This window comes from Streptomyces sp. DH24, assembly GCF_029813775.1.
Classification (GTDB): domain Bacteria; phylum Actinomycetota; class Actinomycetes; order Streptomycetales; family Streptomycetaceae; genus Streptomyces.
Genome location: NZ_JARVKW010000004.1, coordinates 140,952 through 166,911, shown reverse-complemented (window position 1 = coordinate 166,911; position 25,960 = coordinate 140,952). Strand labels below are relative to the sequence as shown.

Sequence of the window (25,960 nt, the reverse complement as noted above, 5' to 3'; positions counted from 1 at the left end):
GGCGCGGCCGGATTGTCAGTGGCGGGCGGCAAGCTGGGACCGCGCCGCCGTACGGGGGCGCACGCGCCACGGCGCGGGACACGACGACGCCGACCCGGGGAGAGCCGACCGATGCCCACTGCCGTACTGACCGACCGCGAGCGCACCGCCGTCCAGGCCTACCTCCGGCTGCTGCACACGGTGCGGGCCTCGCTCGACACGGCGTCGGGTCCGCCGGACCCCCGCCGGGAGCCCGGCGCACGGCCCGCCGCCCCGCCCGTCGTCCCGCCGTCCGTCCTCGCGGAGGCCGAACTGGCGCTGTCGGAGGCGGGCCTGAACGGAAACGAGGAGGCGTTCTTCCGGCTCCTGCGCGACTGGTGCCCGCAGGCCTGACGGGCGCAGGGACGGGGCGGGTGGGCCCTGAACTCCGAGACCGGGCCCCCCGCCCGTCCGCCCCCCGCCCGCCCGTCCGTTCGTCCGCCCGTTCGTCCGTTTCAGGCGGGCGTGATCGACACCGCGGTGGCCAGCAGCCCGCCTTGGGCGGTCCAGCGTCCGTCGAAGTGGTCGACGCGGCGGTCCCCGACCCGCGGGCCGGGGACGAGGAGCGCGGCGCGGAAGGTGCCGCCGGGCCGGTCGCCCGGGTCGGCGAAGATCTCGATGTCGGCCTCGCTGAAGTCCAGCCACTTGCCGGTCAGCGGGAACCACGCCTTGTAGACGGACTCCTTGGCGCTGAACAGCAGCCGGTCCCAGTGCACCTCCGGCCGCTCGGCGGCCAGCCGGGCCAGCCGCTCCGCCTCGGCAGGCAGCGCCACGGCGGTCAGGACACCCTGCGGCAGCGGCCCGGCGGGCTCGGCGTCGATGCCCACGGACGCCAGGTCGCCGGCGCGGGCCAGGGCCGCGCCGCAGAAGCCCGCGCAGTGGGTCATGCTGCCGACGACACCGTCCGGCCAGCGCGGGGCGCCGCGTTCGCCGACCAGTACCGGCTGCGGGGGCACGCCGAGCTTCTCCATGGCGCGGCGCGCGCAGGAGCGTACGCCGGCGAACTCCCGGCGGCGCTTGGCGACGGCCCGCGCGACGAGCGCCTCCTCCTCGGGATACAGCCGGGCCTCGTCGGCGTCCTCGCCGCCGTGGGACTCCACGACGACGGCGGTGTCCGGCAGCAACTCCTCGATCACGGCGTCTCGTCCTCTCCGGGCAGGATGCGCTTGAGCCGTCCCGGCGGCTGGGGCCGCTTGCGCCACTCGCGGGGGTATCCCACCGACACCTCCTCGAAGCGGACCCCGTCGCGCCAGGTGGTGCGCGGGATGTGGAGGTGCCCGTAGACCATGGTGTGGACGCGGAAGCGGCGGTGCCAGTCCGCGGTCAGCCGGGTCCCGCACCACATGGCGAACTCCGGGTACCAGAGCACGTCCGTCGGATGCCGGTCCAGCGGGTAGTGGTTGACGAGCACGGTCGGCAGGTCGTCCGGCAGTTCGGCGAGCCGGCGTTCCGTCGCGGCGACCCGCGCCCGGCACCAGTCCTCCCGGGTGGGGTACGGGTCGGGGTGCAGCAGGTACTCGTCGTTGCACACGATGCCGGTGCCGTGCGCGTAGGCGAGCCCTTCCTCCTTGGTCGCGGACCCGGCCGGCAGGAACGTGTAGTCGTACAGCAGGAACAGCGGCGCGACGGCGACCGGGCCGCCGGGGCCCTCCCAGACGGGGTACGGGTCCTCGGGGGTGGTCACGCCGAGGTCGCGGCACAGCTCGACCAGATGGTCGTAGCGCTCGACGCCGCGCAGGGTGACGGAGTCGCCGGGGTGGGTCCACAGTTCGTGGTTGCCGGGCGCCCAGACGACCTTGCGGAACCGGCCGGCCAGCGTCTTCAGCGCCCAGCGGATGTCCGCCACCTTCTCGGAGACGTCACCGGCGACGAGGAGCCAGTCGTCGTCCGAGGCGGGCCGCATCCGCTCGACGAGCTCACGGTTCTCCGGATAGCCGATGTGCAGGTCGCTGACGGCCCACACCTGTCCCCGACCGTCGGTTGTCGACGTCACGTCCCCGCCCCCTCCGAGCACACGTTCGGCCTTACGAGATCACATCCCGCGCGCCCGGACAAGGCCGGTCCGCACCCTTGGCCGCGACGCGCCGCAACACTGCGGAAACCACTGGAGAAGACCTCGGACAAGCCCCTGGGGACGGGCCCGGAGAAGGCCCCGGGCGACAGCGCGGGGGCGGCCCGTCGCACTGGCCGGAATCCTTGACACGCGCGTTGCACGCGGCACCCCGCGAACCCCTATGATCGCCCCAACACCACCGCCTCGATTTGCCATCGCGCAGGGCGGTTCGGTGTACCTCCATTCGTTCTGCCCGGGCACGGGACGCTCAGCCCTGCCCGCGAACCGTGAAAGGCGGCCTGCATGGTCTCTCGCGTACGCGTCTGGCTCAACCGCACGTACGCGGAGAACGTGTTCTTCATGGATCAGCTGCGGAGAAATCCCAGCGACCGGGCCGTCGAGATCCATGCCACGCACGGCGACGCCGACTCGCCCGTACTGGCCGCCGCCGACACCGCCGAACTGGAGCCGGAGGGCCTGTCCCCGGCCGCGTACGTGGAGTTCGCGCTCGACCAGTGCGCGCGGCGCGGCATCGACGTGTTCGTGCCCCGGCTGCACCAGGCGGCGGTCGTCGCGCACCGCGCGGAGTTCGAGGCGGCCGGTACGGCGCTGCTGGCACCGCCCCCCGAGGCGGTGGCGGTCTTCCAGGACAAGGTGGTCGCCTACGAGGCCGTGCAGGCGATCGGGGTGCCGGTGCCGCCGTGGTGGCGGGTCCGCTCGGTCGACGAACTGCTCGCGGCTGTCGAGGAGTTGGAGGCGCACGGGCACCGGGCCTGCTTCAAGCCGGCGTCCGGGGCGGGCGGCGTGGGCTTCCGCATGATCACGCGCGCCCCCTTCTCCCTCTCCCACCTGAACGGTTTCCCCAGCCCGTACGTGCCGCTGGACCTGGTCGTCGAGGCGCTGCGGGCGGCCGACGAACCGGTGGACTGGCTGGTGATGCCGCGGCTGGAGCAGCCGGAGGTGTCGGTGGACTGCCTGACCGGACCCGACAACCGCGTCCGGATGGCCGTGGGCCGCACCAAGAACGGCCGGCGCCGCGGCTTCACGCTGCACGAGCAGTGGCTGGAACCGGCCCGGCGCATCGCGGAGGGCTTCGGCCTGCACCACCTGTCCAACATCCAGTTCCGGATGTACGGCGACAGGCCGGTGCTCATGGACGTCAACACCCGCCCGGCCGGCGGGCTGCACCAGCTGTCGCTGTGCGGGATCAACGCGCCCTGGGCGGCGGTGCGGCTGGCGCTGGGCGAAGACCCCGGCGAGGTGGTGCCGCCGTTCCTCGGGCAGGACTACACGGTGGTGTCCGGGCCGCGGCCCCTGCGTCCCGTGTCGCTGCCGCAGCAGCAGCGCGAGGAGGACACGGGCCCGCTGCTGCCGGCCCTCCCCGCGCCGGCCGGGCCCGTCGAGACGAACACGGCACAGGCACTGCCCCTGTAGCCGGCGCGGCGGCACGCCGGGCGTGGGGCCGGGTCCGGGCTACTCCGGGTACCCCCACGCCCGCGCGAGCTCCGTCAGACGCGGCGGGAGGCCGACGGCCGGGTCGGCGGTGCGGGCGGCCTGAATACGGCCGGATTTGATGGTGCTGGACCAGTCGCCGAGCTGCGGGCGGAAGGTGCCGTGGTCCTTGCTGCCGTAGTCGAGCATGCCGGCCTCCCAGGGGACGCCCAGGTAGTCGCAGATGCCCCGGGTGACCCGTTCCGGCTCGGCGGTGAGGTCCTCGTACGTGACGACGTGCGGGTTCAGGTTCACGCGGGCCTCCTCCAGTTTCTCGCTGTAGCGCAGCACCTCGTCGCGGATGGCCGCGTGGTCGGGGTCGGCGCGGCGGTCGGTGAGGGAGGCGACGACGGCGGCCGGGTGGCGCAGCAGGAGGATGTGGCGCGCCTCGGGCCAGCATCGCCGCAGCCGGGGCCAGATCAGGGTGTTCGGCGGCGTCTTGTCGACGATGACGTCCTTGCCGCTGCGAGTGAGTTCCAGGTGCAGCACCCGGTCCCACAGCACGTGTTCCAGCTCGTCCTTGTCGAGTGCGAGGGCCTTCATGGCGTCCGCGGTGAAGTCCCGGGACAGGTGGACGTGCACGGTGCGCAAGTGCATCTCGTGCGGGGCGCGGATGCGGCTGTGGCTGTTGAGCAGGACGCGCAGCAGGGTCGACCCCGAGCGCACCGAGGACAGCACGAACACCGGGGACCGGACCAGGCGCGGGGCCGGGGGCGCGGTGTAGCCGTCGTCGGCGGGGCGGGGTCCGGGGATCGCGTCGAGGGCGCGGCGCGGCGGGCTGACCGCCTGCATCATGAGCCTCCCCCGCCGCTTCAGGCCCTTGCCGATCGCAGACATACGCGGGTCTCGCACCGTGCCACCTCTCTCTCGCGCCTTGCCTCCGCATCCCAGGCGCGCCGGGCGAACCGCAGGTGTCGAGGAGGCGAACGAAAAGCGCCACGGCAGCCGGGAGATGCCCCGTGACCTGGCCACTTGCCGCTTCCTTAATTCTTCGTGGGAATGCCGGTCACAGCTTCTGCACAACCCGCGCCCGGATTCCGGATACGGCCACCGCGCGACGCCGGCGAGGCGGTCACGCGCGCGTGCGCACGCGTCGCCCCGGACGGGCACACCCGGCGTTCCGAGCGTCCGCGGCGCCGGCGGATCGACGCCGGGCACGGGCTGACGCAGCGGGCGGCCGGGAGCTACGGTGACCCCGTGACCGGTGAAGACGCCCCGCGCCCGCAGCCCTTCGTGCGGTCGTTCCCGGGCGACCGGACCCTCGGGCGGGCGTGCCCCGGCACACTCGTGGCGCAGCTGGAGAGCGAGGGCGTCGCCAAGTTCGCGCTGGCGTGGCAGGAGCTGCTGGACGCGGTCACGAAGTCCCTCAACAGCAAGGGAGTTGACGCGGAATGAGCAAGAAGTCCACCGGGTCCGGGGCCGCGCGGGCCGCCGGCACCGCCAAGGCCGCGCGGAGCCGGCGGGCCGGGTCCGCCGCCGAGCGGCCCGCCGCCGCACGTTCGGCCGCGCCGCAGCCCGCCGCAGGGCAGCCCGCCGCGGCCGGGGGGACGGCCGGCGCCGTCCGGGCGCCGGGCTGGGTGAACCCGCTGCGCGACCCGCGCGACCGGCGGCTGCCGCGGATCGCGGGTCCGTCCGGGCTCGTGATCTTCGGCGTCACCGGCGACCTGTCCCGCAAGAAGCTGATGCCGGCCGTGTACGACCTGGCCAACCGGGGCCTGCTGCCGCCGGGCTTCTCCCTCGTCGGGTTCGCCCGCCGGGACTGGGAGAACCAGGACTTCGCGCAGGTCGTGCACGACGCGGTCCGCGAGCACGCCCGTACGCCGTTCCGCGAGGAGGTGTGGCAGCAGCTCGCTGAGGGCATGCGGTTCATCCCCGGCGACTTCGACGACGACACGGCGTTCAAGCAGCTGCGGTCCGCCGTCGAGGAACTGGACGCCTCGCGCGGCACCAGCGGCAACTACGCCTTCTACCTGTCGGTGCCGCCGAAGTTCTTCCCGAAGGTCGTCCAGCAGCTCAAGAAGCACGGGCTGGCGGACACGCCCGAGGGTGCCTGGCGGCGGGCGGTCATCGAGAAGCCGTTCGGGCACGACCTGGACAGCGCCTGCGAGCTGAACGCGATCGTGCACGAGGTGTTCGAGCCGGACCAGGTGTTCCGCATCGACCACTACCTCGGCAAGGAGACCGTCCAGAACATCCTGGCGCTGCGCTTCGCGAACCAGATGTTCGAGCCGATCTGGAACCGGTCGTACGTCGACCACGTGCAGATCACCATGGCCGAGGACATCGGCATCGGCGGCCGGGCCGGCTACTACGACGGCATCGGCGCCGCCCGCGACGTCATCCAGAACCACCTGCTGCAGCTGATGGCGCTCACCGCGATGGAGGAGCCCGCCTCCTTCGACGCGGCGTCGCTGCTCACCGAGAAGCTGAAGGTGTTCCGGGCCGTGAAGCTGCCGGACGACCTGGGACTGCATACCGTCCGCGGACAGTATGCGCCGGCCTGGCAGGGCGGCGAGCAGGTGCGCGGCTATCTGGAGGAGGAGGGCATCGACCCGGCCTCCACGACGGACACGTACGCGGCGATCAAGCTGCACGTCGACAACCGCCGCTGGGCGGGCGTCCCGTTCTACCTGCGCACCGGCAAGCGGCTGGGCCGCCGGGTCACCGAGATCGCGGTGGTGTTCCAGCGGGCGCCGCACTCCCCGTTCGACTCGACGGCGACGGAGGAGCTCGGACAGAACGCGGTCGTCATCCGCGTCCAGCCCGACGAGGGCATGACGGTGCGGTTCGGGTCGAAGGTGCCGGGCACCTCCATGGAGATCCGGGACGTGACGATGGACTTCGCCTACGGCGAGTCGTTCACGGAGTCCAGCCCGGAGGCGTACGAGCGGCTCATCCTGGACGTCCTCCTCGGCGACGCCAACCTGTTCCCGCGTCACCAGGAAGTGGAAGAGTCCTGGAGGATCCTCGACCCGGTCGAGGAGTACTGGGCCGCGCACGGCAGGCCCGCGCAGTACACCTCGGGCACCTGGGGTCCCCGGGAAGCCGACGAGATGCTCGCACGAGACGGACGGAGCTGGCGCAGGCCATGAAGATCGATCTGACCGACACCACGTCAAGCAAGATCAACAAGGCTCTGGTGCAGGGCCGCCGCGCCATCGGCACGCCCGCCGTGGGCATGGTCCTGACGATGGTGATCGTCACGGACGAGGAGAACGCCTACGACTCGATCAGGGCGGCGGAGGAGGCCTCGCACGAGCACCCCTCGCGCACCCTGGTCGTCATCAAGCGGCACGCCCGCACCCCGCGCGACCGCACCCGCTCCCACCTGGACGCCGAGGTGCGGGTGGGCTCGGAGGCGGGCACCGGCGAGACGGTCGTGCTGCGCATGTACGGCGAGGTGTCGGAGCACGCCGACTCGGTGGTGCTGCCGCTGCTGCTGCCGGACGCGCCGGTCGTCGTGTGGTGGCCGGTGGACGCGCCGGAGAACCCCGCCAAGGACCCGCTGGGCGCCCTCGCGCAGCGCCGCATCACCGACATGTACGCCGTCGAACGCCCGCTGGACGCCCTGGAGGCCCGGGTCCGCTCGTACGCGCCCGGTGACACCGACCTCGCCTGGACCCGGCTGACGCCGTGGCGGTCGATGCTGGCCGCCGCCCTCGACCAGGCCCGGATGAGGATCACCTCGGCGGCCGTGGAGAGCGAGGCGGACAACCCGAGCGCCGAACTGCTGGCCCGGTGGCTGGAGGCCCGGCTGAACGTGCCGGTGGACCGGGTCGAGACCGCGGGACCGGTGGTCACCGCCGTCCGGCTGGGCACCGCGAACGGCGAGATCATCATCGACCGCCCCGAGGGCCCGCTGGCCACGCTGACGCTGCCCGGCCAGCCCTCGCGCACCCTCGCCCTGAAGGTCCGCCCCACCTCCGAACTCATCGCCGAGGAGCTGCGGCGCCTCGACGCGGACGAGATGTACGCCGTCGCCCTGCGGGGCGAGGCCACCAAGGAGACTCCCGCCCATGTCTGACTCCCCCAAGCTCACCCGGCGCCCCGAGTGGACGGCCCTGGAGGACCACCGCGCCGGGCCGCTGCTCCACCCGGACCTGCGTGAGCTGTTCGCGGCGGACCCCTCCCGCGCGGAGCGGTACGTCGTGCACGTCGGCGACCTGCGCATCGACTACTCGAAGAACCTCGTCACCGACGAGACGCTGCGCCTGCTGCGTGAACTGGCCGCCGCGACCGACGTGTTCGGGCTGCGCGACGCCATGTTCCGCGGCGAGCGGATCAACACCACCGAGGACCGCGCCGTGCTGCACACCGCGCTGCGCGCCCCGGCGGGCGCCGTGATCGAGGCCGACGGCGAGAACGTCGTGCCCAAGGTCCACGCCGTCCTCGACAGGATGACCGACTTCGCGAACCGGGTCCGCTCCGGCGAGTGGACCGGCCACACCGGTCGGCCGATCAAGAACGTCGTCAACATCGGCATCGGCGGCTCCGACCTCGGTCCCGCGATGGCGTACGAGGCGCTGCGGGCCTACACGGCACGGGACTTGACGTTCCGCTTCGTGTCGAACGTGGACGGGGCCGACCTGCACGAGGCGGTCCGGGACCTGGACCCGGCACAGACGCTGTTCGTCGTGGCGTCCAAGACGTTCACGACGATCGAGACGATCACCAACGCCACGTCGGCCCGCTCCTGGCTGCTCGCCGGTCTCGGCGGCGAGGAGAAGGCGGTGGCGAAGCACTTCGTCGCCCTGTCGACCAACGCGGAGAAGGTCGCCGGCTTCGGCATCGACACGGCGAACATGTTCGAGTTCTGGGACTGGGTCGGCGGACGCTACTCCTTCGACTCCGCGATCGGCCTGTCCCTGATGATCGCGATCGGCCCGGACCGGTTCCGGGAGTTGCTCGACGGTTTCCGCATCGTCGACGAGCACTTCACGACCGCCCCGGCGGAGGCCAACGCCCCGCTGATCCTCGGCCTGCTGGGCGTCTGGTACGGCAACTTCCTGGGCGCCCAGTCGCACGCGGTGCTGCCCTACAGCCACTACCTGTCCAGGTTCACCGCCTACCTCCAGCAGCTCGACATGGAGTCCAACGGCAAGTCGGTGGACCGCGAGGGCCGGCCCGTGGAGTGGCAGACCGGCCCGGTGGTGTGGGGCACACCCGGCACCAACGGGCAGCACGCCTACTACCAGTTGATCCACCAGGGCACGAAGCTGATCCCGGCCGACCTGATCGGCTTCGCCCGCCCCGTCGCCGAGCTGGACGACGAACTCAAGGCGCAGCACGACCTGTTGATGGCGAACCTGTTCGCGCAGGGGCAGGCGCTCGCCTTCGGCAAGACCGCCGACGAGGTGCGCGCCGAGGGGGTGCCCGAGGAGCAGGTGCCGCACCGCACGTTCCGGGGCAACCACCCGACGACGACGATCCTGGCCCGCGAGCTGACGCCGTCCGTCCTCGGCCAGCTGATCGCGCTGTACGAGCACAAGGTGTTCGTACAGGGCGCGATCTGGAACATCGACTCCTTCGACCAGTGGGGCGTCGAACTCGGCAAGGTCCTCGCCAAGCGCGTCGAACCGGCCCTCACCGGGGGCGCCGACGTCCCCGGCCTCGACCCGTCCACCGCCGCCCTCGTGGCCGCGTACCGCACGCTCAAGGAAGTGAACTGACATGCAGCTGGGTCTGATCGGTCTGGGCAAGATGGGTGGCAACATGCGCGAGCGGATCCGCCGCGCCGGCCACACCGTCGTCGGCTACGACCGCAACCCCGACCTCTCCGACGTGGGCAGCGTCGCCGAACTGGTCGAACGGCTCGACGCGCCGCGCGTGGTCTGGGTGATGGTCCCCGCCGGCGAGGCCACCCAGTCCACGATCGACGAGCTCGCGGAGCTGCTGGAGCCCGGCGACGTGGTCGTGGACGGCGGCAACTCCCGCTGGACCGACGACGAGAAGCACGCCGGGGAGCTGGCCGCCAAGGGCATCGGCTTCGTCGACTGCGGCGTCTCCGGCGGCGTCTGGGGCCTGGAGAACGGCTACGCGCTGATGTACGGCGGCGACGCGGAGAACGTCGCCAAGGTGCAGCCGGTCTTCGACGCGCTCAAGCCGGAGGGCGACTTCGGCTCGGTGCACGCCGGCAAGGTCGGCGCCGGGCACTTCGCCAAGATGGTCCACAACGGCATCGAGTACGCCATGATGCAGGCCTACGCCGAGGGCTGGGAACTGCTGGAGAAGGTCGACTCCGTGACCGACGTCCGGGAGGTCTTCCGCTCCTGGCAGGAGGGCACCGTCATCCGCTCCTGGCTGCTCGACCTCGCGGTCAACGCCCTCGACGAGGACGAGCACCTCGACAAGCTCCGGGGCTACGCACAGGACTCCGGCGAGGGACGCTGGACCGTGGAGGCCGCGATCGACAACGCGGTGCCGCTGCCCGCGATCACCGCGTCGCTGTTCGCGCGGTTCGCCTCCCGGCAGGACGACTCGCCGCAGATGAAGATGATCGCGGCGCTGCGCAACCAGTTCGGCGGCCACGCCGTCGAGTCGGCGAAGTAGGCCGCCGTGGGGGACCTTGTCCTGGTCCGCCACGGTGAGACGGAGTGGAGCAGGTCGGGCCGGCACACCGGCTGGACCGACCTGCCCCTGACCCCGGGCGGCGAGGACCAGGCGACGTCACTCGCCCCGCTGCTCACCGGGCGGCCCTTCTCGCTCGTCCTCACCAGCCCGCTCGCCCGCGCCCGGCGCACCGCCGAACTCGCGGGCGTGACCGGGGCCGTGGTCGACCGGGACCTGCACGAGTGGGACTACGGCGCCTACGAGGGCATCACCACCGCCGACATCCGCCGCGACCGGCCCGGCTGGGACCTGTGGACCGACGGCGTGCCGCCCGGCCCCGAGGACCGGCCCGGCGAGTCGCCCGAGCAGGTCGGTCGGCGTGCCGACCGGGTCCTGTCCCGGGCGGTGCCCGCGCTGGACGACGGCGACGTGCTCCTCGTGGCGCACTCGCACTTCCTGCGGGTCCTCACCGCCCGCCGTCTCGGCCTGCCGCCCGCGCTGGGCCGGCTGTTCCGCATCGAGACGGGCACCCTGAACCGGCTGTCGACGGAGCACGGCAGGCCCGTCGTGGTGGAGTGGAACATCAGGCCGCAGGCGTAAAACCGCAGTTGACACCCGTGGTGCGGCCGGGTCAGAGTCGCCGACGATGGAGACCGACGATCTGACACCGGCCGAACTGCGGGTGTGGCGGGCCTTTCCGCGCGGCGAGTTCGTGGACTTCCGTGACCCCGCCCACGACGACGACGCAGCCGACGGCGCCGGCTGGGGCCCGCAACGGACCGTGCGCACCTCGGTACTGAGGTACCTCCTCGTCAACTGCCCCCGAGAGGACGGGGAGATACCGTCGCTGAGCCTGGCCGGGGCCCGCGTCACCGGCGTGCTCGACCTGCAGTACGCGACCGTCGACCAGCCCGTGCGCATCAGGCACTGCTACTTCGACGAGGCTCCCCGCTGCTACGGCGGCCGGTTCCGTGAGCTCAACCTCAGCGAGTCCGTCCTGCCCGGCCTCGTCGCCCACGCCGTGACGGTGGACGGCGTCCTGCGGCTGACCCGCTGCCGGTTCCTCGGCCAGGTGCGGCTGGGCGGGGCGCAGATCTCCGGCAGCCTGTACCTGGAGAGCGCGGCGTTCGGCGACCCGGACACCTCGCAGCCGGTACTCCAGCTCAACCAGGCCGTCGTCGGCGCCGATCTGTGGGCACCCGGGCTGCGCGCCGAAGGGCCGCTCCGGCTCAACGGCGCCAAGATCACCGGCTCGGTGAACCTCAACGACGCGGAGCTGAGCAACCCGGGGCGCTGCGCCGTCGACGCCGAGACGCTCGCCGTCGAGGGCGACCTGCTGATGCGGAAGGCGGACGTGCGCGGCTGGGTCGGCCTGCGCGGCACCCGCGTCACCGGCCGGCTGGACCTGTCGTACACCCGGCTGTCCAACCCGGGCGGCACGGCGCTGCGGGCCTCCAGTGCCACCATCGGCGAACTGTGGCTGCGCCGGGGCCCCGCCGTCGAGGGAGCCCTCAACCTGCGCCGCTCACAGGTCGACGTGCTGTTCCTTGACCCCGACACGGCACCCGACCAGGTGCTGCTCAACGGCCTCGGCTACACCACGCTCACCCCGCACGAGCCGGCCGCGCGCCGCCTGCCGATGCTGGAACGGGACCGCGACGGCTACGTCCCGCACGCCTACGAGCAGTTGGCCGCCGCCTACCGCCGCATCGGGGACGACGACGCGGCCCGCCTGGTGCAGCTGGCCAAGCAGCGCCGGCACCGCCGCACCCTGCCGTGGTACGCGCGGCTGTGGGGAGTCGTGCAGGACGCCACCGTCGGCTACGGCTTCCGGCCGCTGCGCGCCGCCGGCTGGCTGCTGTCCCTGCTGACCGCGGGCTCCGTCGCCTACGCCCTCGACCACCCGAGGGCCCTGAAGGCGTCCGAGGCGCCGGACTTCCACCCGGTGTTCTACACGCTCGACCTGCTGCTGCCGGTGATCTCCTTCGGCCAGGAGGCGGCGTTCGCACCCGACGGCTGGCGCCAGGTCCTGTCGTACGTCCTCGTCATCACGGGCTGGATCCTCGCCACCGCGGTCCTCGCGGGCGTGACGCGCACCGTCAGCCGCTCGTGACGGCCCGCACCGCGTGCTGGGCGGCCAGCCGCACCGGCGCGTTCGGGGCGCCGTAGCCGCGGTATCCGGTGTCGCGCTGGACGAGTTCGAAGAAGACGCGGCCCACGGTGTGGGTGTAGCAGTGCCGGAAGGCACCGTGGGCGTCCCGGTCGTAGAGGATGCCCAGCTCGCGGTACGTCCGCAGCTCCTGTTCGGGCAGGTCGAAGCGGGCGGCGAGGTCGTCGTAGTAGTTCGCGGGGATGGGCAGCAGCCGGCCGCCGGCCGCCCGGAAGCGGCGGGCCGCGGCCACGACGTCGCCGGTCGCCAGCGCGATGTGCTGGGCGTGCACGGTGTCGTCGGTGGGTGCGGCGCCGACGGTGAGGGCGATGCGGACACCGCCGCCGGGGCCGGTGACGGCGCGGCTGCGCAGCAGGCCGTAGGGGTCGGCGACGTCGACGCTCTGCTGGGCGCGCAGACCGAGGACCCCGCGGTGGAAGAGGGCCGCCTCGTCGAACTGGTGCCAGGGCTGGGTGAGGGACAGATGGTCGATGCCGGTCACGTCCGGTGCGGCCGGGTCGTGCTCGACGGCGGCGAAGTCGGCGCGCCAGCCGGGCAGTTCGGGGCTGCTCGGCGCGCAGAAGAACAGCTCGGTGCCGTCGGGGGCGGCGACCGCGTCGAGCGGAGCGTCGCGCGGGCCGCGGCGGCGCGGCAGGACGGGGGCGTGCAGGGCCTCGGCGCGGCGGGCGGCGCCGGCCGGGTCGGGCGACTCCAGGCCGATCGCGGCGAGCCTGCTGCCGCCGCGGCGCACGGCCGGGCCGGTGTTGACGAGGATGCGGCCCTCGCCCTGCTCCCACAGGTCGACGGGTTTGCCGCGGTGCCGTGCGGTGCGGGCGAAGCCCAGGGCGCGCAGCAGCGCGGTCAGGGGTGCGGTGTCGGGCGTGACGAGTTCGGCGAAGGCGACGCCGGTGGGGACGACCGGCACGGGCAGGTCCGCCGTGCCGACGGCCTCCTGCAGGACGAGGAGCGAGCGGTGGGCGTCGACGGCGGTCGGGCCGGCCTCGGCCTGCCGGAAGACGTCGTTGAAGACCTCCAGCGAGAGCGGGCCGTCGTATCCGGTATGCAGTACACGGCGGACGAGATCCGGTATGTCGAATTCGCCCTGTCCGGGGAAGCAGCGGTAGTGCCGGCTCCACTGCAGGACGTCCATCGCGAGCAGCGGGGCGTCGGCCAGCTGGAGGAAGAAGATCTTGTCGCCGGGGATCTCCTCGATGCCCCTGGGGTCGGAGCCCCGGGACAGGATGTGGAAGCTGTCCAGGCAGGTGCCGAGCGCGGGATGCCCGGCGTCCGCCACGATGCGCCAGGCGTGGTCGTAGGTGGAGACGTGCCGTCCCCAGGCGAGCGCCTCGTAGGCGACCCGGACGCCGTGGTCCTGGGCCAGGTCGGCGAGCCGGCTCAGCTGCTCGGCGGCGAGCGCGTCGTCGTCCACGGCGAGCGGGGAGACGCTGGAGCACACCAGCACGGTGCCGGTGCCGAGCCGGCGCATCAGCTCGAACTTGTGTCGGGCGCGCCTGAGGTTGTCCGCGAACACGTCCTCGGGCACGGCCTCGACGTCCCGCACCGGCTGGTAAAGGTCGACGGTCAGGCCGAGGTCGGCGCAGCGGTCGCGGACCTCCTCGGGGGTGAGCGGGCTGGCCAGCAGGTCGTTCTCGAAGATCTCCACGCCGTCGAAGCCGGCCCGGGCGGCGGCGGTGAGCTTCTCGGTGAGCGATCCGCTGAGGGAGACGGTGGCGATGGACGTACGCACGGCGGTACCTCTCTCTACCGCAGGGCCCGGGCGGGGCCCGCGAGTTCCGCGAAGTCGGCGAGCATGCGGGCGCTGTCGGGCTCCCGGCCGGTGAACAGGCGGAAGGCGTCCGCGGCCTGGAAGACGGCCATGCCGCCGCCGTCGAGCACGGCGCAGCCGGCGGCGCGGGCGGTGCGCAGCAGTTCGGTCTCCAGCGGCCGGTAGACCACCTCGGCGACCCACAGCCCGGGGTGGAGCAGTTCGGCGGGCAGCGGCAGGCCGGGGTGGGCGGCCATGCCGGTGGGGGTGGCGTGCACGAGGCCGCCGACGCCGTCGGCCTTCGCGAGCAGGTCGGCCAGCAGCTCGGGGCCGGCCGGACCGGCGCGGCCCGGGCCGAAGTGGGCGTTCAGCGCGTCGGCGAGGGCAGTGGCCCGCTCGGGCAGCGCGTCCACGACGGTGACCCGGCCGGCGCCCAGGGTGAGCACGGCGTGCGCGACGGCCGCGCCCGCGCCGCCCGCGCCGAGCTGCACGACCCGGTCCAGCGGCACGTCGGGCAGACCGCGCGCGAAGGAGGCGGCGAACCCGGTGACGTCGGTGTTGTGGCCGACCGCCCGGCCGTCCTCGAAGACGACGGTGTTGACCGCGCCGAGCGCCTCGGCCTGCGGGGCGAGGGCGTCCAGGTGCTCGATGACGAGCTGCTTGCACGGGTGGGTGATGTTCAGCCCGTCGAAGCCGAGGTCCCGGGCGGCGCGCACCAGGTCGCCGACGGCCTCGGGCGGCACGCCGAGCGTGTCGATGTCGATGATCCGGTACAGGTAGCGCAGGCCCTGCCGGCCGGCCTCCCGGTGGTGCAGCGCCGGGCTGAGCGACGGGCCGATGCCGGAGCCGATCAGTCCGACGAGATACGAGTCCTTGCCCACCGGGCGCCTCCTGAGCAGCTCACTAATGTACGAACCAGTACGTTAGTGATAGCAGCAGGACCCGGCGGTTGGGAAGACCTCTCCGGCACCGGCCCGCCCCCCGGGCTTCTACAATCACCGGCACTGGCCCCCGCCCGCAGCCGAAGGAACCCGATGACCAGCGTCGACGAACCGGCACGACAAGGCGGACGCATCCGTGACGCCGCCCGCACCAGGGCCGAGATCCTCGACGTCGCGACGCAGGAGTTCGCCCGGGCCGGCTACGACGGGGCCCGCGTGGACGAGATCGCCGCCCGCACCCGCACCACGAAGCGGATGATCTACTACTACTTCGGCGGCAAGGAGCAGTTGTTCACGGCCGTCCTGGAGCGGGCGTACGGCGTGATCCGGGAGGCCGAGCAGCAGCTCGACGTGGACCACCTGGACCCGGTCGCGGCGATCCGGCGGCTCGCGGAGGTGACCTTCGACCACCACGAGCAGCACCCGGACTTCATCCGCCTGGTCAGCATCGAGAACATCCACGGCGCCGCGCACATCGCCGGCTCGGAGGAGCTCGGCCGCATCGGCTCGCCGGCCCTCGACGTGATCCGCCGCATCCTGGCGTCGGGGCAGGAGTCCGGCCTGTTCACGGCGGACGTGGACGCCGTCGACCTGCACGCGATGATCAGCGCGTTCTGCTTCTTCCGGGTCTCCAACCGGCACACCTTCGGCGCGCTGTTCGGCCGCGACCTGGTCGACCCCGCCCAGCGGGAGCACTACCGCGCCATGCTCGGCGACATGGTGATCGCCTACCTGACCGCGCCGCGCGCCGCGGACTGAGCGCCTCCGGCCGACTCCGGCACGACCCCTTGACAGGCGGGAAACACGGGCGCAACATCCCTACCCAACCACTAGTAACTACCCAGTGGGTTCATTAGCCGGGTCGCGCCCGGCGCGGCCGACCCAGCACCCCAGGGATCCGGCACTTCTCCCCTCCGCGCCCTTCCGCCTACGGTGGAGTCCCCCGAAGGAGCAAAGCCGTGTCCGTCCCCGCCCCCGCCGCCCCGCCCGGGCAGCCGAGGAAAGCCGCCACCGCCGCGTGGATCGGCAGCGCCCTGGAGTACTACGACTTCTTCATCTACGGCAGCGCCGCGGCGCTGATCTTCCCCGAGGTCTTCTTCGACGAGTCCGACCCGGCCACCGCGACCCTGCTGTCGCTGGCCACGTTCGGTGTCGCCTACGCGGCCCGCCCGCTCGGCGCGTTGTTCCTGGGGCACGTCGGCGACCGGCTCGGCCGCAAGAAGATCATGGTGTTCACGCTGATCCTCATGGGCCTGTCGACGTTCCTGATCGGCTGTCTGCCGACCCGGTCGCAGGTCGGCACGCTCGCCCCGGTCCTGCTGGTGCTGTGCCGCGTGCTGCAGGGCATCTCGGCGGCCGGTGAGCAGGCCAGCGCCAACTCCATGACCCTCGAACACGCGCCACCGGGCAGGCGGGGCTTCTTCACCAGCTTCACCCTCAGCGGCACCCAGGGCGGCCAGCTGCTCGCCACGCTCGTGTTCATCCCCGTCGCCGCGCTGCCCGAGGAGCACCTGCTGTCCTGGGGCTGGCGGATCCCGTTCTGGATGAGCGTCGCGGTCGCCGTCGTCGGCTACGTCATCCGCCGCACACTGGACGAGACGCCCGCGTTCGAGCAGCAGGCGGCCACCGGGAACGTGCCGAAGATGCCGCTGGTGGTGCTGATGCGCGAGCACTGGGCCGACGTGCTGCGGGTGGTCGCGGGCGCGCTGATCGCCTCGGTCAGCACGATCTTCACGGTGTGGGCGCTGGCGTACGCGACGAGCGACTCGGTGGGCATGTCCCGCTCCGCGATGCTGTGGGTGGGCGCGCTGGCCAACCTGGTCGCGCTGGCCGCGATCCCGCTGTGGGCGACGCTGTCCGACCGCGTCGGGCGGCGGCCGGTGTTCCTGATCGGCGCGGTGGGCAGCGCGGTGACGATGTTCCTGTACCTGTGGGCGATCTCGACCGGCTCGTATCCGCTGACGTTCCTGCTCGGCATCGTGACGTTCGGTGTCGTCTACAGCGCCGCGAACGGTGTGTGGCCCGCCTTCTACGGCGAGATGTTCTCCACCCGGGTCCGGCTGTCCGGCATGGCGATCGGCACGCAGATCGGTTTCGCGGTGGCCGGGTTCGCGGTCACGTTCGCCGCGCGGATCGCCGGTCCGGACGGCGACGACTGGTCGGCGGTCGCCCTGTTCACGGCGGCGCTGTGCGTCCCGCCGGTCGTCGCGGCCCTGACGGCGCGGGAGACCCACCGGATCCCGACGGAGCGGCTCGGCGAGCGGGCGCCGCGCGAGGTGTCCCGGCCGGAGAAGGTCACCGTCTGACGTCCGGGCCCGACGGCCGCGCGCGCACCGGAGCCCCTGGAGGCGATCACGGCCTCCAGGGGCTCCCGTCTGCCGTTTCTGCCGTTTCCTGCGCGACGATGAGGTCTGAGGGCGCCCGCGCGCGGGTATGCCGGAGCGCACCTCGAGATGGTGACGGAGGAGAGCGATGGCACAGCTGCGACAACAGGTGGACCCGGATGAGGTGGGTCTCGACGCGAAGGCGCTGGACCGCCTGGACCGGCATTTCGCCCAGGCGGTGGACGAGGGCCGCCTGCCCGGCTTCCTGGTGGCCGTGGCCCGCGGCGGCCGGGTCGCCCACCTCACGACGCACGGCCGCCGCGACCTCGCGGCCGGGCTGCCCGTCGAGCCGGACACGCTGTGGCGGATCTACTCCATGACCAAGCCGGTCACCGCGGTCGCCGCGCTGACGCTGATCGAGGAGGGCCGGCTCTCGCTCGACGACCCGCTCGCCCGGCACCTGCCGGTCTTCGCCGACGCCCGGGTGTACGAGGACGGGTCCGGCCCGGACGTCAGGACCCGGCCCGCCGCAGGGCCCATCCTGATACGCCACCTGATGACCCACACCGCGGGCCTGACCTTCGGCTTCTACCACACCCACCCGGTCGACGCGCTCTACCGCGCGGCGGGCCTGGAGTCGTCGGTGCCGCCGGGCAAGGACCTGGCCCGGACGATGGAGGTGTACGCGAGCCTGCCCCTGCAGTTCGACCCCGGCACCCAGTGGAACTACTCGGTGGCCAGCAACGTCCTCGGCCGGGTGATCGAGGTGGTCTCCGGGCAGCCCCTCGACGTGTTCCTCGCGGAGCGGGTCTTCGGGCCGCTGGGCATGCCGGACGCCGGTTTCCACGTCACCGACGAACAGGCCGCACGGCTGGGCGAGTTGTACGGGGAGACCGACGGCGGCGGCATCATGCCGGTCCCGGGGCTGCCGCTGCACGGCCGGCCGCGGTTCCTGTCCGGCAGCGGCGGCATGGTGGCCTCCGCGTACGACATGCACCGCTTCATGGAGATGCTGCGCCGCCGCGGCGAACTCGACGGCGTGCGTCTCCTCGCGCCGGGCACCGTGGACCTGATGACGTCCAACCACCTGCCCGGCGGCGCCGATCTGCGCGCGGTCGGCAGCCGCCCCGCGCACGACGAACCCGGCAACGAGGGCGTCGGCTTCGGTCTCGGCGTCTCCGTGGTGATCGACCCCTCCCGCACCCAGGAACCGTCCGGCCTCGGCACGTACGGCTGGAGCGGCGTGGCGACGACGACCTTCTGGGTCGACCCGGGCCGCGACCTCACCGTGCAGTTCATGACGCAGGTCCGCCCGAAGTCCTCGCACACGGTCTTCCGCGACCTGAAACGCCTGGTGCACGAGGCGGTCACGGGCTGACCGGGAGGCGCACGGGCCGCGCGGGCCCGTGCGGCCCGGTCCGGTGTCACGACCAGTGGGCCACCGCGTCCAGATGGGGCAGGTGGTGGTCCAGGCGTTCCCGTTTGGTGCGCAGGTAGGTGATGTTGTTCTCGCACGGCGGGATCAGCAGGGGCACCTGTTCGGCGACCTGGATGCCGTGGCGGACCAGCGCCTCGCGTTTGCGCGGGTTGTTGGACATCAGGCGGACGGACCGCACGCCCAGGTCGTCGAGGATGCGGGCGGCGACGCCGTAGTCGCGGGCGTCCACCGGCAGGCCGAGGGCGAGGTTCGCCTCCACGGTGTCCAGGCCCTCCGCCTGCAGCGCCATCGCGCGCAGCTTGGCCAGCAGGCCGATGCCGCGGCCCTCGTGCCCCCTCAAGTAGACGACGACGCCGCTGCCTTCGGCGACGACGGCGCGCAGCGCCGAGGAGAGCTGGTCGCCGCACTCGCAGTGCCGCGAGCCGAACGCGTCTCCCGTCAGGCACTCCGAATGCAGCCGGGTCAGCACGTCACCCGATATGTTCCCGTGCACCAGCGCGACTTGCTCGTCACCGCGGTCGTGGTCGAGGTAACCGACCGCCTGGAATTCTCCGAACACCGTGGGCAACGGGGCGTTCACGACGCGCTCGACGCCCGAGCGCGGTGCTGACTTCTTGCCGATGACACCAAGGTTTTCTGTCATGATCCGAGTTCCTCAACAGAGACGAAAGGCCGTGAAAAGATGACTGGTTCGGGAACGCGGCCGGCGACGCAGGGTCCGGCGCACGGTCCGGTGCCGGCGGACACCACCGAAGACGTCCGGGCGCGGGGCGCCGGCGTCCGCACGCAGGTCGCGGTCCTGCCGGTGGGGAGCTTCGAGCAGCACGGCCCGTACCTGCCGCTGGCGACGGACACGCTCGTGGCCTGCGCGATAGCGAGGGAGATCGCCGCCGCGTACCCGGTGCACCTCCTTCCTCCGGTGACGGTCTCCTGCTCGCACGAACACGCCGCCTGGCCGGGGACCGTCAGCATCTCCTCGGTGACCCTTCACGCGGTGATACGGGACATGGGGGCCTCACTGCGCCGGTCCGGCGTCGACGTGCTGGTGCTGGTCAACGGGCACGGCGGCAACTACGTACTGGGCAACGTCGTTCAGGAGTCCGGCGCGCGCGGCGAGCGGATGGCGCTGTTCCCGGCCGCGGAGGACTGGGAGGCGGCGCGGCGGCGGGCCCGGGTGGCCACGTCGCTGCTCACCGACATGCACGCGGGGGAAATCGAGACCTCCATCCTTCTGCACGCTCATCCGGAATTCGTCCGGCCCGGTTACGAGACCTCCGATTTCGTCGCCGACGACCGGCGTCATCTCCTCACCCTCGGTATGTCGGCCTATACCGATTCGGGTGTCATAGGCCGTCCTTCACTGGGCTCCGCGGAAAAGGGCAGGAAACTCCTGGCGAGCCTCGCGGATTCCTTCGGCGCGTATTTCTCGCTGTTGACGTCCTCAGGTGATGCGGCTCCGGCCGGCCCGTGACCGTCGGCGCGGCGCAGGCCCTCGTACCAGCGGGCGGCGAGTACGGGGAGGCCGGGCAGCCCCGCCACGAAGCTCAGCACCCCGTACACGACGGCGACCGTGAGGCCGCTGCCCGCGCCGAGCCCGGCCGCGCCGAACGCCCAGGCGGTGACGCCCTCCCGGGGGCCCCAGCCGCCGGCGTTCAGCGGCAGCCCCATCGCCAGCAGCGCCAGCACCGCGATCGGCAGCAGCACGGCGACGGGCGCGGACGAGCCGGCGACGCGGGCCGCGACCACGAACATCGCCAGGTGTCCGGCCAGCACGACGACGGACGACACGACGACGCCGGGCCAGTTGCGGCGCGACAGCAGTGCCTCGCGGGCCTCGCCGAGCGTGCTGCGCGGGGTGGCGCGGGCGCGGCGGGCCGGCGCCCGGTTCCTGCGGACAGCGAGGACGACGGCGAGCGCGCCCAGTGTCCCGAGCGCCACGAGCGGGGCGGCGTGCCGGGCGCCGGCCAGGACGGGTGAGGGCATGGTCAGCAGCACCACGGCGCCGACGGCGCCCAGCGCGAGCTGTCCGGCGGCCCGTTCGAGGACGACGGCGCGCACGCCGCGGCCCAGGTCACCGGCGCTGCGGCCGTGACGCACCGCCCGGTGGACGTCGCCGAGGACACCGCCGGGCAGGGCGGCGTTGAGGAAGAGGGAGCGGTAGTAGTCGGCGACGGCCCGGCCGAGCGGCAGCCGGATGCGCAGACCCCGCGCCACGAGGGTCCACCGCCAGGCACTGCACACCGTGGTGACGACCCCGATCCCGAGCGCCACGGACACCGTCACCGCGTCGATCCGCCGCAGCCCGTCCAGGAACACACCGGTACCGAGCCGCCGGCACAACACGCCGAGGATGACGACACCGGCGAGGGTGCCGAGGTGGGTGCGCAGACGTCGCGCGGTGGGACGCGTGCGGGCCGTCCCGGCCGGTGCCGCCGCCCGGCGTGGCACGCACACGCCGCCCCCGCCCCGGTCCCGGTCCGTCGCGCGGTCGACCGCCCGGCAGGCCGCCCCTGCCGCCGCTTCCGCCCGGTCGGCGGGGTGGAGTGGGCGTGTCACGGGCGGGGCGTACTCGCCCGGCGTGCGGACGGCCTGCCCGTTCACGGCGTTCCGCCCGTCGGACGGCACAGGGCCAGCAGGTCGGTGTGGTGGACGACGACGCTCAACTCCCCCGCCTCGCACGCCGCGAGCCGGCGTGCGAGGTAGGAGTCGGCAGGTGCCCGGAGGTCCGGGCGCTGTTCGACGGCGGCGGCGACCCAGCCGCGCAGCCACTGCCCGGTCAGGGCCCGTTCGCCGGGGCCGAGCCGCCAAGGGCTCGGCCGCAGCCGCACCGTGGCACCGTGCGCGGTGAACGCGTCGCGGGCCGCCGTGACCGCGTCGGGCCCGAGCAGGCCCGACCGCCGCTGGTGGGCGTTGAACGCCTCGGTCAGCCGCGCGTCCAGCGGGTCGGACGGGGTGAGGTCGACCCGTCCGGCGACGGAGAGCGTGAGCAGCGCGGGGCAGCCGGCTCCCGCGCAGGCCGCGGCGAGGGTGCCGGTCTCCTCGCGGGTGAGGACGTCGAGCAGCGCGGACGCCGTCACGAGGGAGGCGCCGGCCAGGGCGCCGGGGGTGAGGCGGGCGATGTCGCCGTGGCGGGTCTCGACGGTGACGCGGCGGCCGTCGGCGGCGGCGCGCGGTGCGGCGGCGGCCGCGAAGTGCAGGAGGTGGGGGTCGCGGTCGTGCAGGACCCAGTGCTGGGCGCCGTCCAGGCGGGGTGCGAGCCAGCGGCCCATGGAGCCGGTGCCGCAGCCGAGGTCGTGGACGATCAGACCGCTGCCGCGGCCGGGTGGGCCGGCGAGCCGGCTCCGCAACGGGTCGAGCAGGTCCTGCGACCGCGCCGCCGCGTCCGGCCCCTCCCGCAGCCGAAGCCACTCGGGCGCGTAACGGGGGGCGTCGCCTGGACCGTCCTCCCGCAGCCGCACGGTGGGCCGCTCACCGGGCCGGGTGACGGGCCCGGCGCCGGGGACGACGGCCGTGGACCCGGCGCCGGGGACGACGGCCGCGGGTCCCGGCGAGCGGTCCCGTTCCTCGTCCCGGGTTTCCTCCCGGGGGCCCGTCGGTGGTGCGGGGACCGTGTCACCGTCCCGCTGTGCGGGCGCCGCTCTCCTCATGCCGCCCTCCCGGGATCGGCCGGCAGCCTGCGCAGTACTCCGGCCAGGTTCCGCGCCGTCGTCGCCCAGCCGTGCAGGGCGGCGCGCCTGCCGCGGGCGGCGGCCTTGAGCCGGCGCCGTACGTCCGTCTCCCCGAACCAGCCGCGCAGTTCGGCCGCGAGGGCCGCGGGGTCCTCCGGCGGGACGAGGATGCCGGGCACCCCGCCGTCGGGCGCGCGGCCGAGCGCCTCGGGCAGGCCCCCGACGTCGGTGGCCAGCACGGGGATGCCGCGTGCGAGTGCTTCGGTGACCGCCATGCCGTACGTCTCGGCGTACGAGGCGAGGACCATGAGGTCGGCGGCGGCGTAACTGGCGTCGAGCGCGGCACCGGTGCGAGGTCCGGCCAGCTCGAACCGGCCGGTCAGGCCGTGCCGTTCGACGAGCGTGCGCAGGTGGGCGACGTACTCGGGGTCCTGGCCGAGCCCGCCGACGCAGACGCACGTCCAGGGCAGGTCGGCCACCGCGGCCAGCGCCCGCAGCAGCCGGTGCTGTCCCTTGCGGGGCGTCACCGCGGCCACGCACAGCAGCCGCGACACCCCGTCGGTGCCGGGCGCCAGGGGCGCGATGTCGGCGCCGGGCGCGGCGACGTGGACGCGGTCGGGGTCCAGGCCGTGGTGGGCGACGAGGCGGCGTACGGCCCAGTCGCTGGTGGCGACGACGGCCGGGACCGTCCGCAGCACGGCGCGTTCCCGGGCGTCGAGTCCCGCCGCCACGGACGGCAGGAGTCCGGTCTCGTCGCCGAGCGGCAGGTGCACGAGCACCGCGACGCGCAGCCGCCCCGTCTCGGGGACGACGATCTCGGGGACGCCGCAGGCCACCAGGCCGTCCAGCAGCACGACGGCACCGTCCGGCAACTCCCGCAGGGTGCGGGCGAGTTCGGTGCGGGCGGCCGGTGCCGGGCGTGGCCAGTCGCCGGGCACGGGGTGCGCCCGCGGCTGCCAGCCGAAGCCGGGCAGGTCGAGGCAGACGCGCCGGTCGTAGGCGTTGCCGCCGCTGGGCGCGGCCGGGTCGTCGACGCCGCCCGGCATCACGAAGTGCACGGTGCGCAGGGACATGGGGATGATGCCGCCGTTCCCCGGACCGGTCGCCCGCGCCGGGGCGCGGGTGGGCCCGGCCCGGTCGATGGTCGCGCCGGTCACAGGGCACGCTCGTAACTCGCCCAGGCGATGTGCGACTCGTGCAGGGTGACGGTGAGACCGGCGATGCCCCTGGCGCCTTCGCCCAGGGCGCCCTTGTGGATGCGTTCGGCGAGCCGGTCGGCGATCACCTTCGCCAGGTACTCGGTGGAGGTGTTGACGCCGGCGAAGTCGGGCTCGTTGTCGAGGTTGCGGTAGTTCAGCTCACCGACGACCGCGCCGAGTTCCCGGGTGGCGAGGCCGATGTCGACGACGATGTTGTCCTCGTCCAGCTGCTCGCGCCGGAACGTGGCGTCGACCAGGAAAGTGGCTCCGTGCAGCCGCTGCGCGGGGCCGAAGACCTCGCCGTGGAAGCTGTGGGCGATCATGATGTGATCGCGGACGGTGATGCTGAACAACGGACGACCCTCCAGGTGCGGCGCGTCTGGCCCCCCACTGATCACCACGGGGGATGCCGAGTAGTACGGCTGGCTTCCTTCCCTTGTTCAGCGCCCGCCACGTCTTCCGCCCGGTCGGACCACTCGGCCCCCGCCCGAACACCTCAGCCCCGGTAACGGACCCGGTGGCACAGGGCGGGGATCTCCCCGGCGGCGAGCCTCGGCAGCAGCTCCGGCAGGTCCTCGAACGCCGACTCCCCCGTCACCAGCGCGTCGAGGGCCGGGTCGGTGAGCAGGTCGAGGGCGAGCGCGAGCCGGTCGCCGTAACTCCGGTTCGCGCGGGCCGGGGAGACCGTGCCGACCTGGCTGCCGCGGATGACGAGCCGCCGGGAGTGGAAGGCCTCGCCGAGCGGGAGGGTCACCTTCCGGTCGCCGTACCAGCTCAGTTCCACGACGGTGCCCTCGGCGGTGAGCAGTTCCAGACTGCGGGCGAGGCCCCGTTCGGTGGCGCTGGCGTGGACGACGAGGTCGCAGTCGCCGAGGGCGTCCTCGGGGGACGCGAAGCCGACACCGAGGGCCGCGGCCACGTCGGCGCGGGCCGGCTCGGGGTCCACGAGTTGGACGCGTACGCCGGGGAAACGGGCGAGCAGCGCGGCGACCGAGCAGCCGACCATGCCGCCGCCGACCACGGCGATCCGGTCGCCGACCAGGGGCGCCGCGTCCCACAGGGCGTTGACGGCGGTCTCCACGGTGCCGGCGAGCACGGCCCGCGCGGCGGGCACCGTGTCCGGCACGGGGGTGACGGCGGCGGCCGGGACGACGTACCGGGTCTGGTGCGGATACAGGCAGAAGACCGTACGGCCGACGAGGTCCGCCGGTCCCCGCTCCACCTCGCCGACGCTGAGGTAGCCGTACTTCACCGGGCCGGGGAAATCACCCTCCTGGAACGGCGCCCGCATCGCCGCGTACTGGCTCACGGGGACGCCGCCACGGAAGACGAGGGTCTCCGTGCCGCGGCTCACTCCGGAGTACAGGGCGCGCACCTGCACCTCGCCGGCGGCGGGTTCCGGCAGGTCCACGTCCCGGATCACGCCTCGGCCGGGCGAGTCGAGCCAGAAGGCGCGTGCGGTGCGGCTCATCGGATTCCTCCTGAACGATCGGGAAGGTGCTCACGTACCGAGAGGGTGCACAGGCCGCTCACGAGGCAGCGGCGCTGATCGACTCTGTCACACGGCCGGAGGGTGTTCGGTGGCCCTGAACAACACGTACGACGCGAGGCTCGTCCAGCAGGAGACCGCCGTGGGGGCGGGTGTACAGGTCCTGCTGCTGGCCCTGATCGGCACGGCGATCGGGATGGGCCCGGCGGGCTGGCTGACCGGTCTCGCGTTCGCGTTCGCCACCTGGGCGGTGCTCTCGCGGGCCCTGCGCCGTTCCCGGCCGCGCTCGTTCGGCCCGGCCAACCGGGTCACGCTGGGGCGGGCCACGCTGGTCGGCGGTGTGACGGCGCTGGTCGCGGACTCCTTCCAGGACTCGCCGCCGGTGTCCCTGTTCGTCGGTCTGACGGCGGTGGCGCTGGTCCTCGACGGCGTGGACGGCAAGGTGGCGCGCCGCACGGGCACGTCGACGCCGCTGGGCGCCCGCTTCGACATGGAGGTCGACGCGTTCCTGATCCTGGTGCTCAGTGTGTACGTGGCCATGGAGCTGGGGCCGTGGGTGTTGCTGATCGGCGGTATGCGGTATGCGTTCGTCGCGGCGGCCCTGGTGTGGCCGTGGCTGACCGCCCCGCTGCCACCGAGCACGGCCCGCAAGACGGTGGCCGCGCTGCAGGGCGTACTCCTGCTGCTGGCGGGCGCGCGACTGCTGCCGCACGCCGTGAACGGCACGGTCGCGGCGCTGGCGCTGGCGCTGCTGGTGTGGTCGTTCGGCCGTGACGTGCTGTGGCTGCGGCGGGCGTCGCGGACCGCGCGGACGCCGGGGGGCGCGGCCGTGGCAGAGCGGCCCCAACCGGCCGCCCCTTGACCGACGTTGCGGAC

At 73.3% G+C, this 25,960-nt stretch carries 24 protein-coding genes and 1 pseudogene; 14 read left to right on the top strand and 11 right to left on the bottom strand.

The genetic code is table 11. The features are described from left to right. Positions 1-111 precede the first annotated feature (111 nt). A complete protein-coding gene (locus QC282_RS04675) occupies positions 112-372 on the top strand; it encodes a hypothetical protein (RefSeq protein WP_279547893.1) in 261 nt (86 codons plus the stop codon). 101 nt (positions 373-473) lie between these two features. Here QC282_RS04675 and QC282_RS04670 read toward each other — a convergent pair whose 3' ends face one another. Continuing rightward, complete coding sequence (locus QC282_RS04670; protein ID WP_279547892.1) at positions 474-1,154, bottom strand: 4'-phosphopantetheinyl transferase; 681 nt, start codon at positions 1,152-1,154, stop codon at positions 474-476. After that, positions 1,151-2,011, bottom strand: coding sequence for a metallophosphoesterase (locus tag QC282_RS04665; RefSeq protein ID WP_279547891.1), 861 nt, complete (start codon positions 2,009-2,011; stop codon positions 1,151-1,153). Before QC282_RS04665 ends, QC282_RS04670 begins: the two co-directional genes overlap by 4 nt. A gap of 363 nt (positions 2,012-2,374) precedes the next feature. Between QC282_RS04665 and QC282_RS04660 the strand changes: the two genes are divergently transcribed. After that, entirely contained in the window at positions 2,375-3,505 is a 1,131-nt protein-coding gene (locus QC282_RS04660) for an ATP-grasp domain-containing protein (protein WP_279547890.1), read from the top strand. Positions 3,506-3,544: 39 nt separating this feature from the next. Here QC282_RS04660 and QC282_RS04655 read toward each other — a convergent pair whose 3' ends face one another. After that, positions 3,545-4,399, bottom strand: a complete 855-nt coding sequence (locus tag QC282_RS04655; RefSeq protein WP_279547889.1) for a sulfotransferase — start codon at positions 4,397-4,399, stop codon at positions 3,545-3,547. A gap of 360 nt (positions 4,400-4,759) precedes the next feature. Between QC282_RS04655 and QC282_RS04650 the strand changes: the two genes are divergently transcribed. From QC282_RS04650 to QC282_RS04620, 7 genes are read left to right on the top strand one after another with little or no spacing between them, the layout of a single operon-like run. Beyond that, complete coding sequence (locus QC282_RS04650) at positions 4,760-4,957, top strand: hypothetical protein (RefSeq protein ID WP_279547997.1); 198 nt, start codon at positions 4,760-4,762, stop codon at positions 4,955-4,957. After that, the gene (gene zwf, locus QC282_RS04645) at positions 4,954-6,654 is read left to right on the top strand and encodes a glucose-6-phosphate dehydrogenase (protein ID WP_279547888.1); all 1,701 of its coding nucleotides are present in this window, start codon (positions 4,954-4,956) and stop codon (positions 6,652-6,654) included. Before QC282_RS04650 ends, zwf begins: the two co-directional genes overlap by 4 nt. Further along, positions 6,651-7,586, top strand: a complete 936-nt coding sequence (gene opcA, locus QC282_RS04640) for a glucose-6-phosphate dehydrogenase assembly protein OpcA (RefSeq protein WP_279547887.1) — start codon at positions 6,651-6,653, stop codon at positions 7,584-7,586. Before zwf ends, opcA begins: the two co-directional genes overlap by 4 nt. Next, positions 7,579-9,231 (top strand): glucose-6-phosphate isomerase, encoded by a 1,653-nt coding sequence (gene pgi, locus QC282_RS04635; protein ID WP_279547886.1) that lies wholly within the window; start codon positions 7,579-7,581, stop codon positions 9,229-9,231. The genes opcA and pgi overlap by 8 nt, the downstream gene beginning before the upstream one ends. A gap of 1 nt (position 9,232) precedes the next feature. Further along, positions 9,233-10,111 (top strand): phosphogluconate dehydrogenase (NAD(+)-dependent, decarboxylating), encoded by an 879-nt coding sequence (gene gnd, locus QC282_RS04630; protein ID WP_279547885.1) that lies wholly within the window; start codon positions 9,233-9,235, stop codon positions 10,109-10,111. A gap of 6 nt (positions 10,112-10,117) precedes the next feature. Continuing rightward, a complete protein-coding gene (locus QC282_RS04625) occupies positions 10,118-10,711 on the top strand; it encodes a histidine phosphatase family protein (protein WP_279547884.1) in 594 nt (197 codons plus the stop codon). A 46-nt stretch (positions 10,712-10,757) separates the two neighbouring features. Next, on the top strand, positions 10,758-12,224 hold the full coding sequence (locus QC282_RS04620; RefSeq protein WP_279547883.1) for a membrane-associated oxidoreductase: 1,467 nt from the start codon (positions 10,758-10,760) through the stop codon (positions 12,222-12,224). On the opposite strand, the gene QC282_RS04615 is transcribed toward QC282_RS04620, so the two are convergent. After that, positions 12,211-14,007, bottom strand: coding sequence for a bifunctional sugar phosphate isomerase/epimerase/4-hydroxyphenylpyruvate dioxygenase family protein (locus tag QC282_RS04615; RefSeq protein ID WP_279547882.1), 1,797 nt, complete (start codon positions 14,005-14,007; stop codon positions 12,211-12,213). The two genes, QC282_RS04620 and QC282_RS04615, sit on opposite strands and share 14 nt — an antisense overlap. A 14-nt stretch (positions 14,008-14,021) precedes the next feature. After that, positions 14,022-14,906, bottom strand: a complete 885-nt coding sequence (locus tag QC282_RS04610; RefSeq protein WP_279547881.1) for a shikimate dehydrogenase — start codon at positions 14,904-14,906, stop codon at positions 14,022-14,024. A gap of 153 nt (positions 14,907-15,059) precedes the next feature. On the opposite strand from QC282_RS04610, the gene QC282_RS04605 reads away from it, so the two are divergent. The 3 genes from QC282_RS04605 (at position 15,060) to QC282_RS04595 (ending at position 18,668) form a co-directional block, all read left to right on the top strand. Then, on the top strand, positions 15,060-15,725 hold the full coding sequence (locus QC282_RS04605; protein ID WP_279547880.1) for a TetR/AcrR family transcriptional regulator: 666 nt from the start codon (positions 15,060-15,062) through the stop codon (positions 15,723-15,725). Positions 15,726-15,925: 200 nt separating this feature from the next. Beyond that, complete coding sequence (locus QC282_RS04600; RefSeq protein ID WP_279547879.1) at positions 15,926-17,272, top strand: MFS transporter; 1,347 nt, start codon at positions 15,926-15,928, stop codon at positions 17,270-17,272. A gap of 166 nt (positions 17,273-17,438) precedes the next feature. Beyond that, on the top strand, positions 17,439-18,668 hold the full coding sequence (locus QC282_RS04595) for a serine hydrolase (protein WP_279547878.1): 1,230 nt from the start codon (positions 17,439-17,441) through the stop codon (positions 18,666-18,668). A 46-nt stretch (positions 18,669-18,714) separates the two neighbouring features. Here the strand turns inward: QC282_RS04595 and ribA are convergent, their stop codons facing one another. After that, entirely contained in the window at positions 18,715-19,371 is a 657-nt protein-coding gene (gene ribA / locus QC282_RS04590; protein ID WP_279547877.1) for a GTP cyclohydrolase II, read from the bottom strand. A gap of 39 nt (positions 19,372-19,410) precedes the next feature. On the opposite strand from ribA, the gene QC282_RS04585 reads away from it, so the two are divergent. Next, positions 19,411-20,199 carry a creatininase family protein gene (locus tag QC282_RS04585; protein WP_336621059.1) on the top strand — a complete coding sequence of 263 codons (789 nt, stop codon included), beginning with the start codon at positions 19,411-19,413 and terminating at the stop codon, positions 20,197-20,199. A 113-nt stretch (positions 20,200-20,312) separates the two neighbouring features. Here the strand turns inward: QC282_RS04585 and QC282_RS04580 are convergent. The 5 genes and pseudogenes from QC282_RS04580 to QC282_RS04560 all read right to left on the bottom strand — a co-directional run. Continuing rightward, a pseudogene (locus QC282_RS04580) lies at positions 20,313-21,044 on the bottom strand (YbhN family protein); the annotation flags it as partial. Between the two features lie 281 nt (positions 21,045-21,325). Beyond that, the gene (locus QC282_RS04575) at positions 21,326-22,375 is read right to left on the bottom strand and encodes a class I SAM-dependent methyltransferase (protein WP_279547876.1); all 1,050 of its coding nucleotides are present in this window, start codon (positions 22,373-22,375) and stop codon (positions 21,326-21,328) included. Then, positions 22,372-23,538 (bottom strand): glycosyltransferase family 4 protein, encoded by a 1,167-nt coding sequence (locus tag QC282_RS04570; protein WP_279547991.1) that lies wholly within the window; start codon positions 23,536-23,538, stop codon positions 22,372-22,374. The genes QC282_RS04575 and QC282_RS04570 overlap by 4 nt, the downstream gene beginning before the upstream one ends. Before the next feature lie 11 nt (positions 23,539-23,549). Beyond that, the gene (locus QC282_RS04565) at positions 23,550-23,948 is read right to left on the bottom strand and encodes a 6-carboxytetrahydropterin synthase (protein ID WP_279547875.1); all 399 of its coding nucleotides are present in this window, start codon (positions 23,946-23,948) and stop codon (positions 23,550-23,552) included. Between the two features lie 143 nt (positions 23,949-24,091). Beyond that, the gene (locus QC282_RS04560) at positions 24,092-25,066 is read right to left on the bottom strand and encodes a zinc-binding alcohol dehydrogenase (protein WP_279547874.1); all 975 of its coding nucleotides are present in this window, start codon (positions 25,064-25,066) and stop codon (positions 24,092-24,094) included. 109 nt (positions 25,067-25,175) lie between these two features. Here QC282_RS04560 and QC282_RS04555 point away from each other — a divergent pair, with 109 nt between their 5' ends. Then, positions 25,176-25,946, top strand: coding sequence for a CDP-alcohol phosphatidyltransferase family protein (locus QC282_RS04555; protein ID WP_279547873.1), 771 nt, complete (start codon positions 25,176-25,178; stop codon positions 25,944-25,946). The last annotated feature ends 14 nt before the right edge of the window (positions 25,947-25,960 follow it).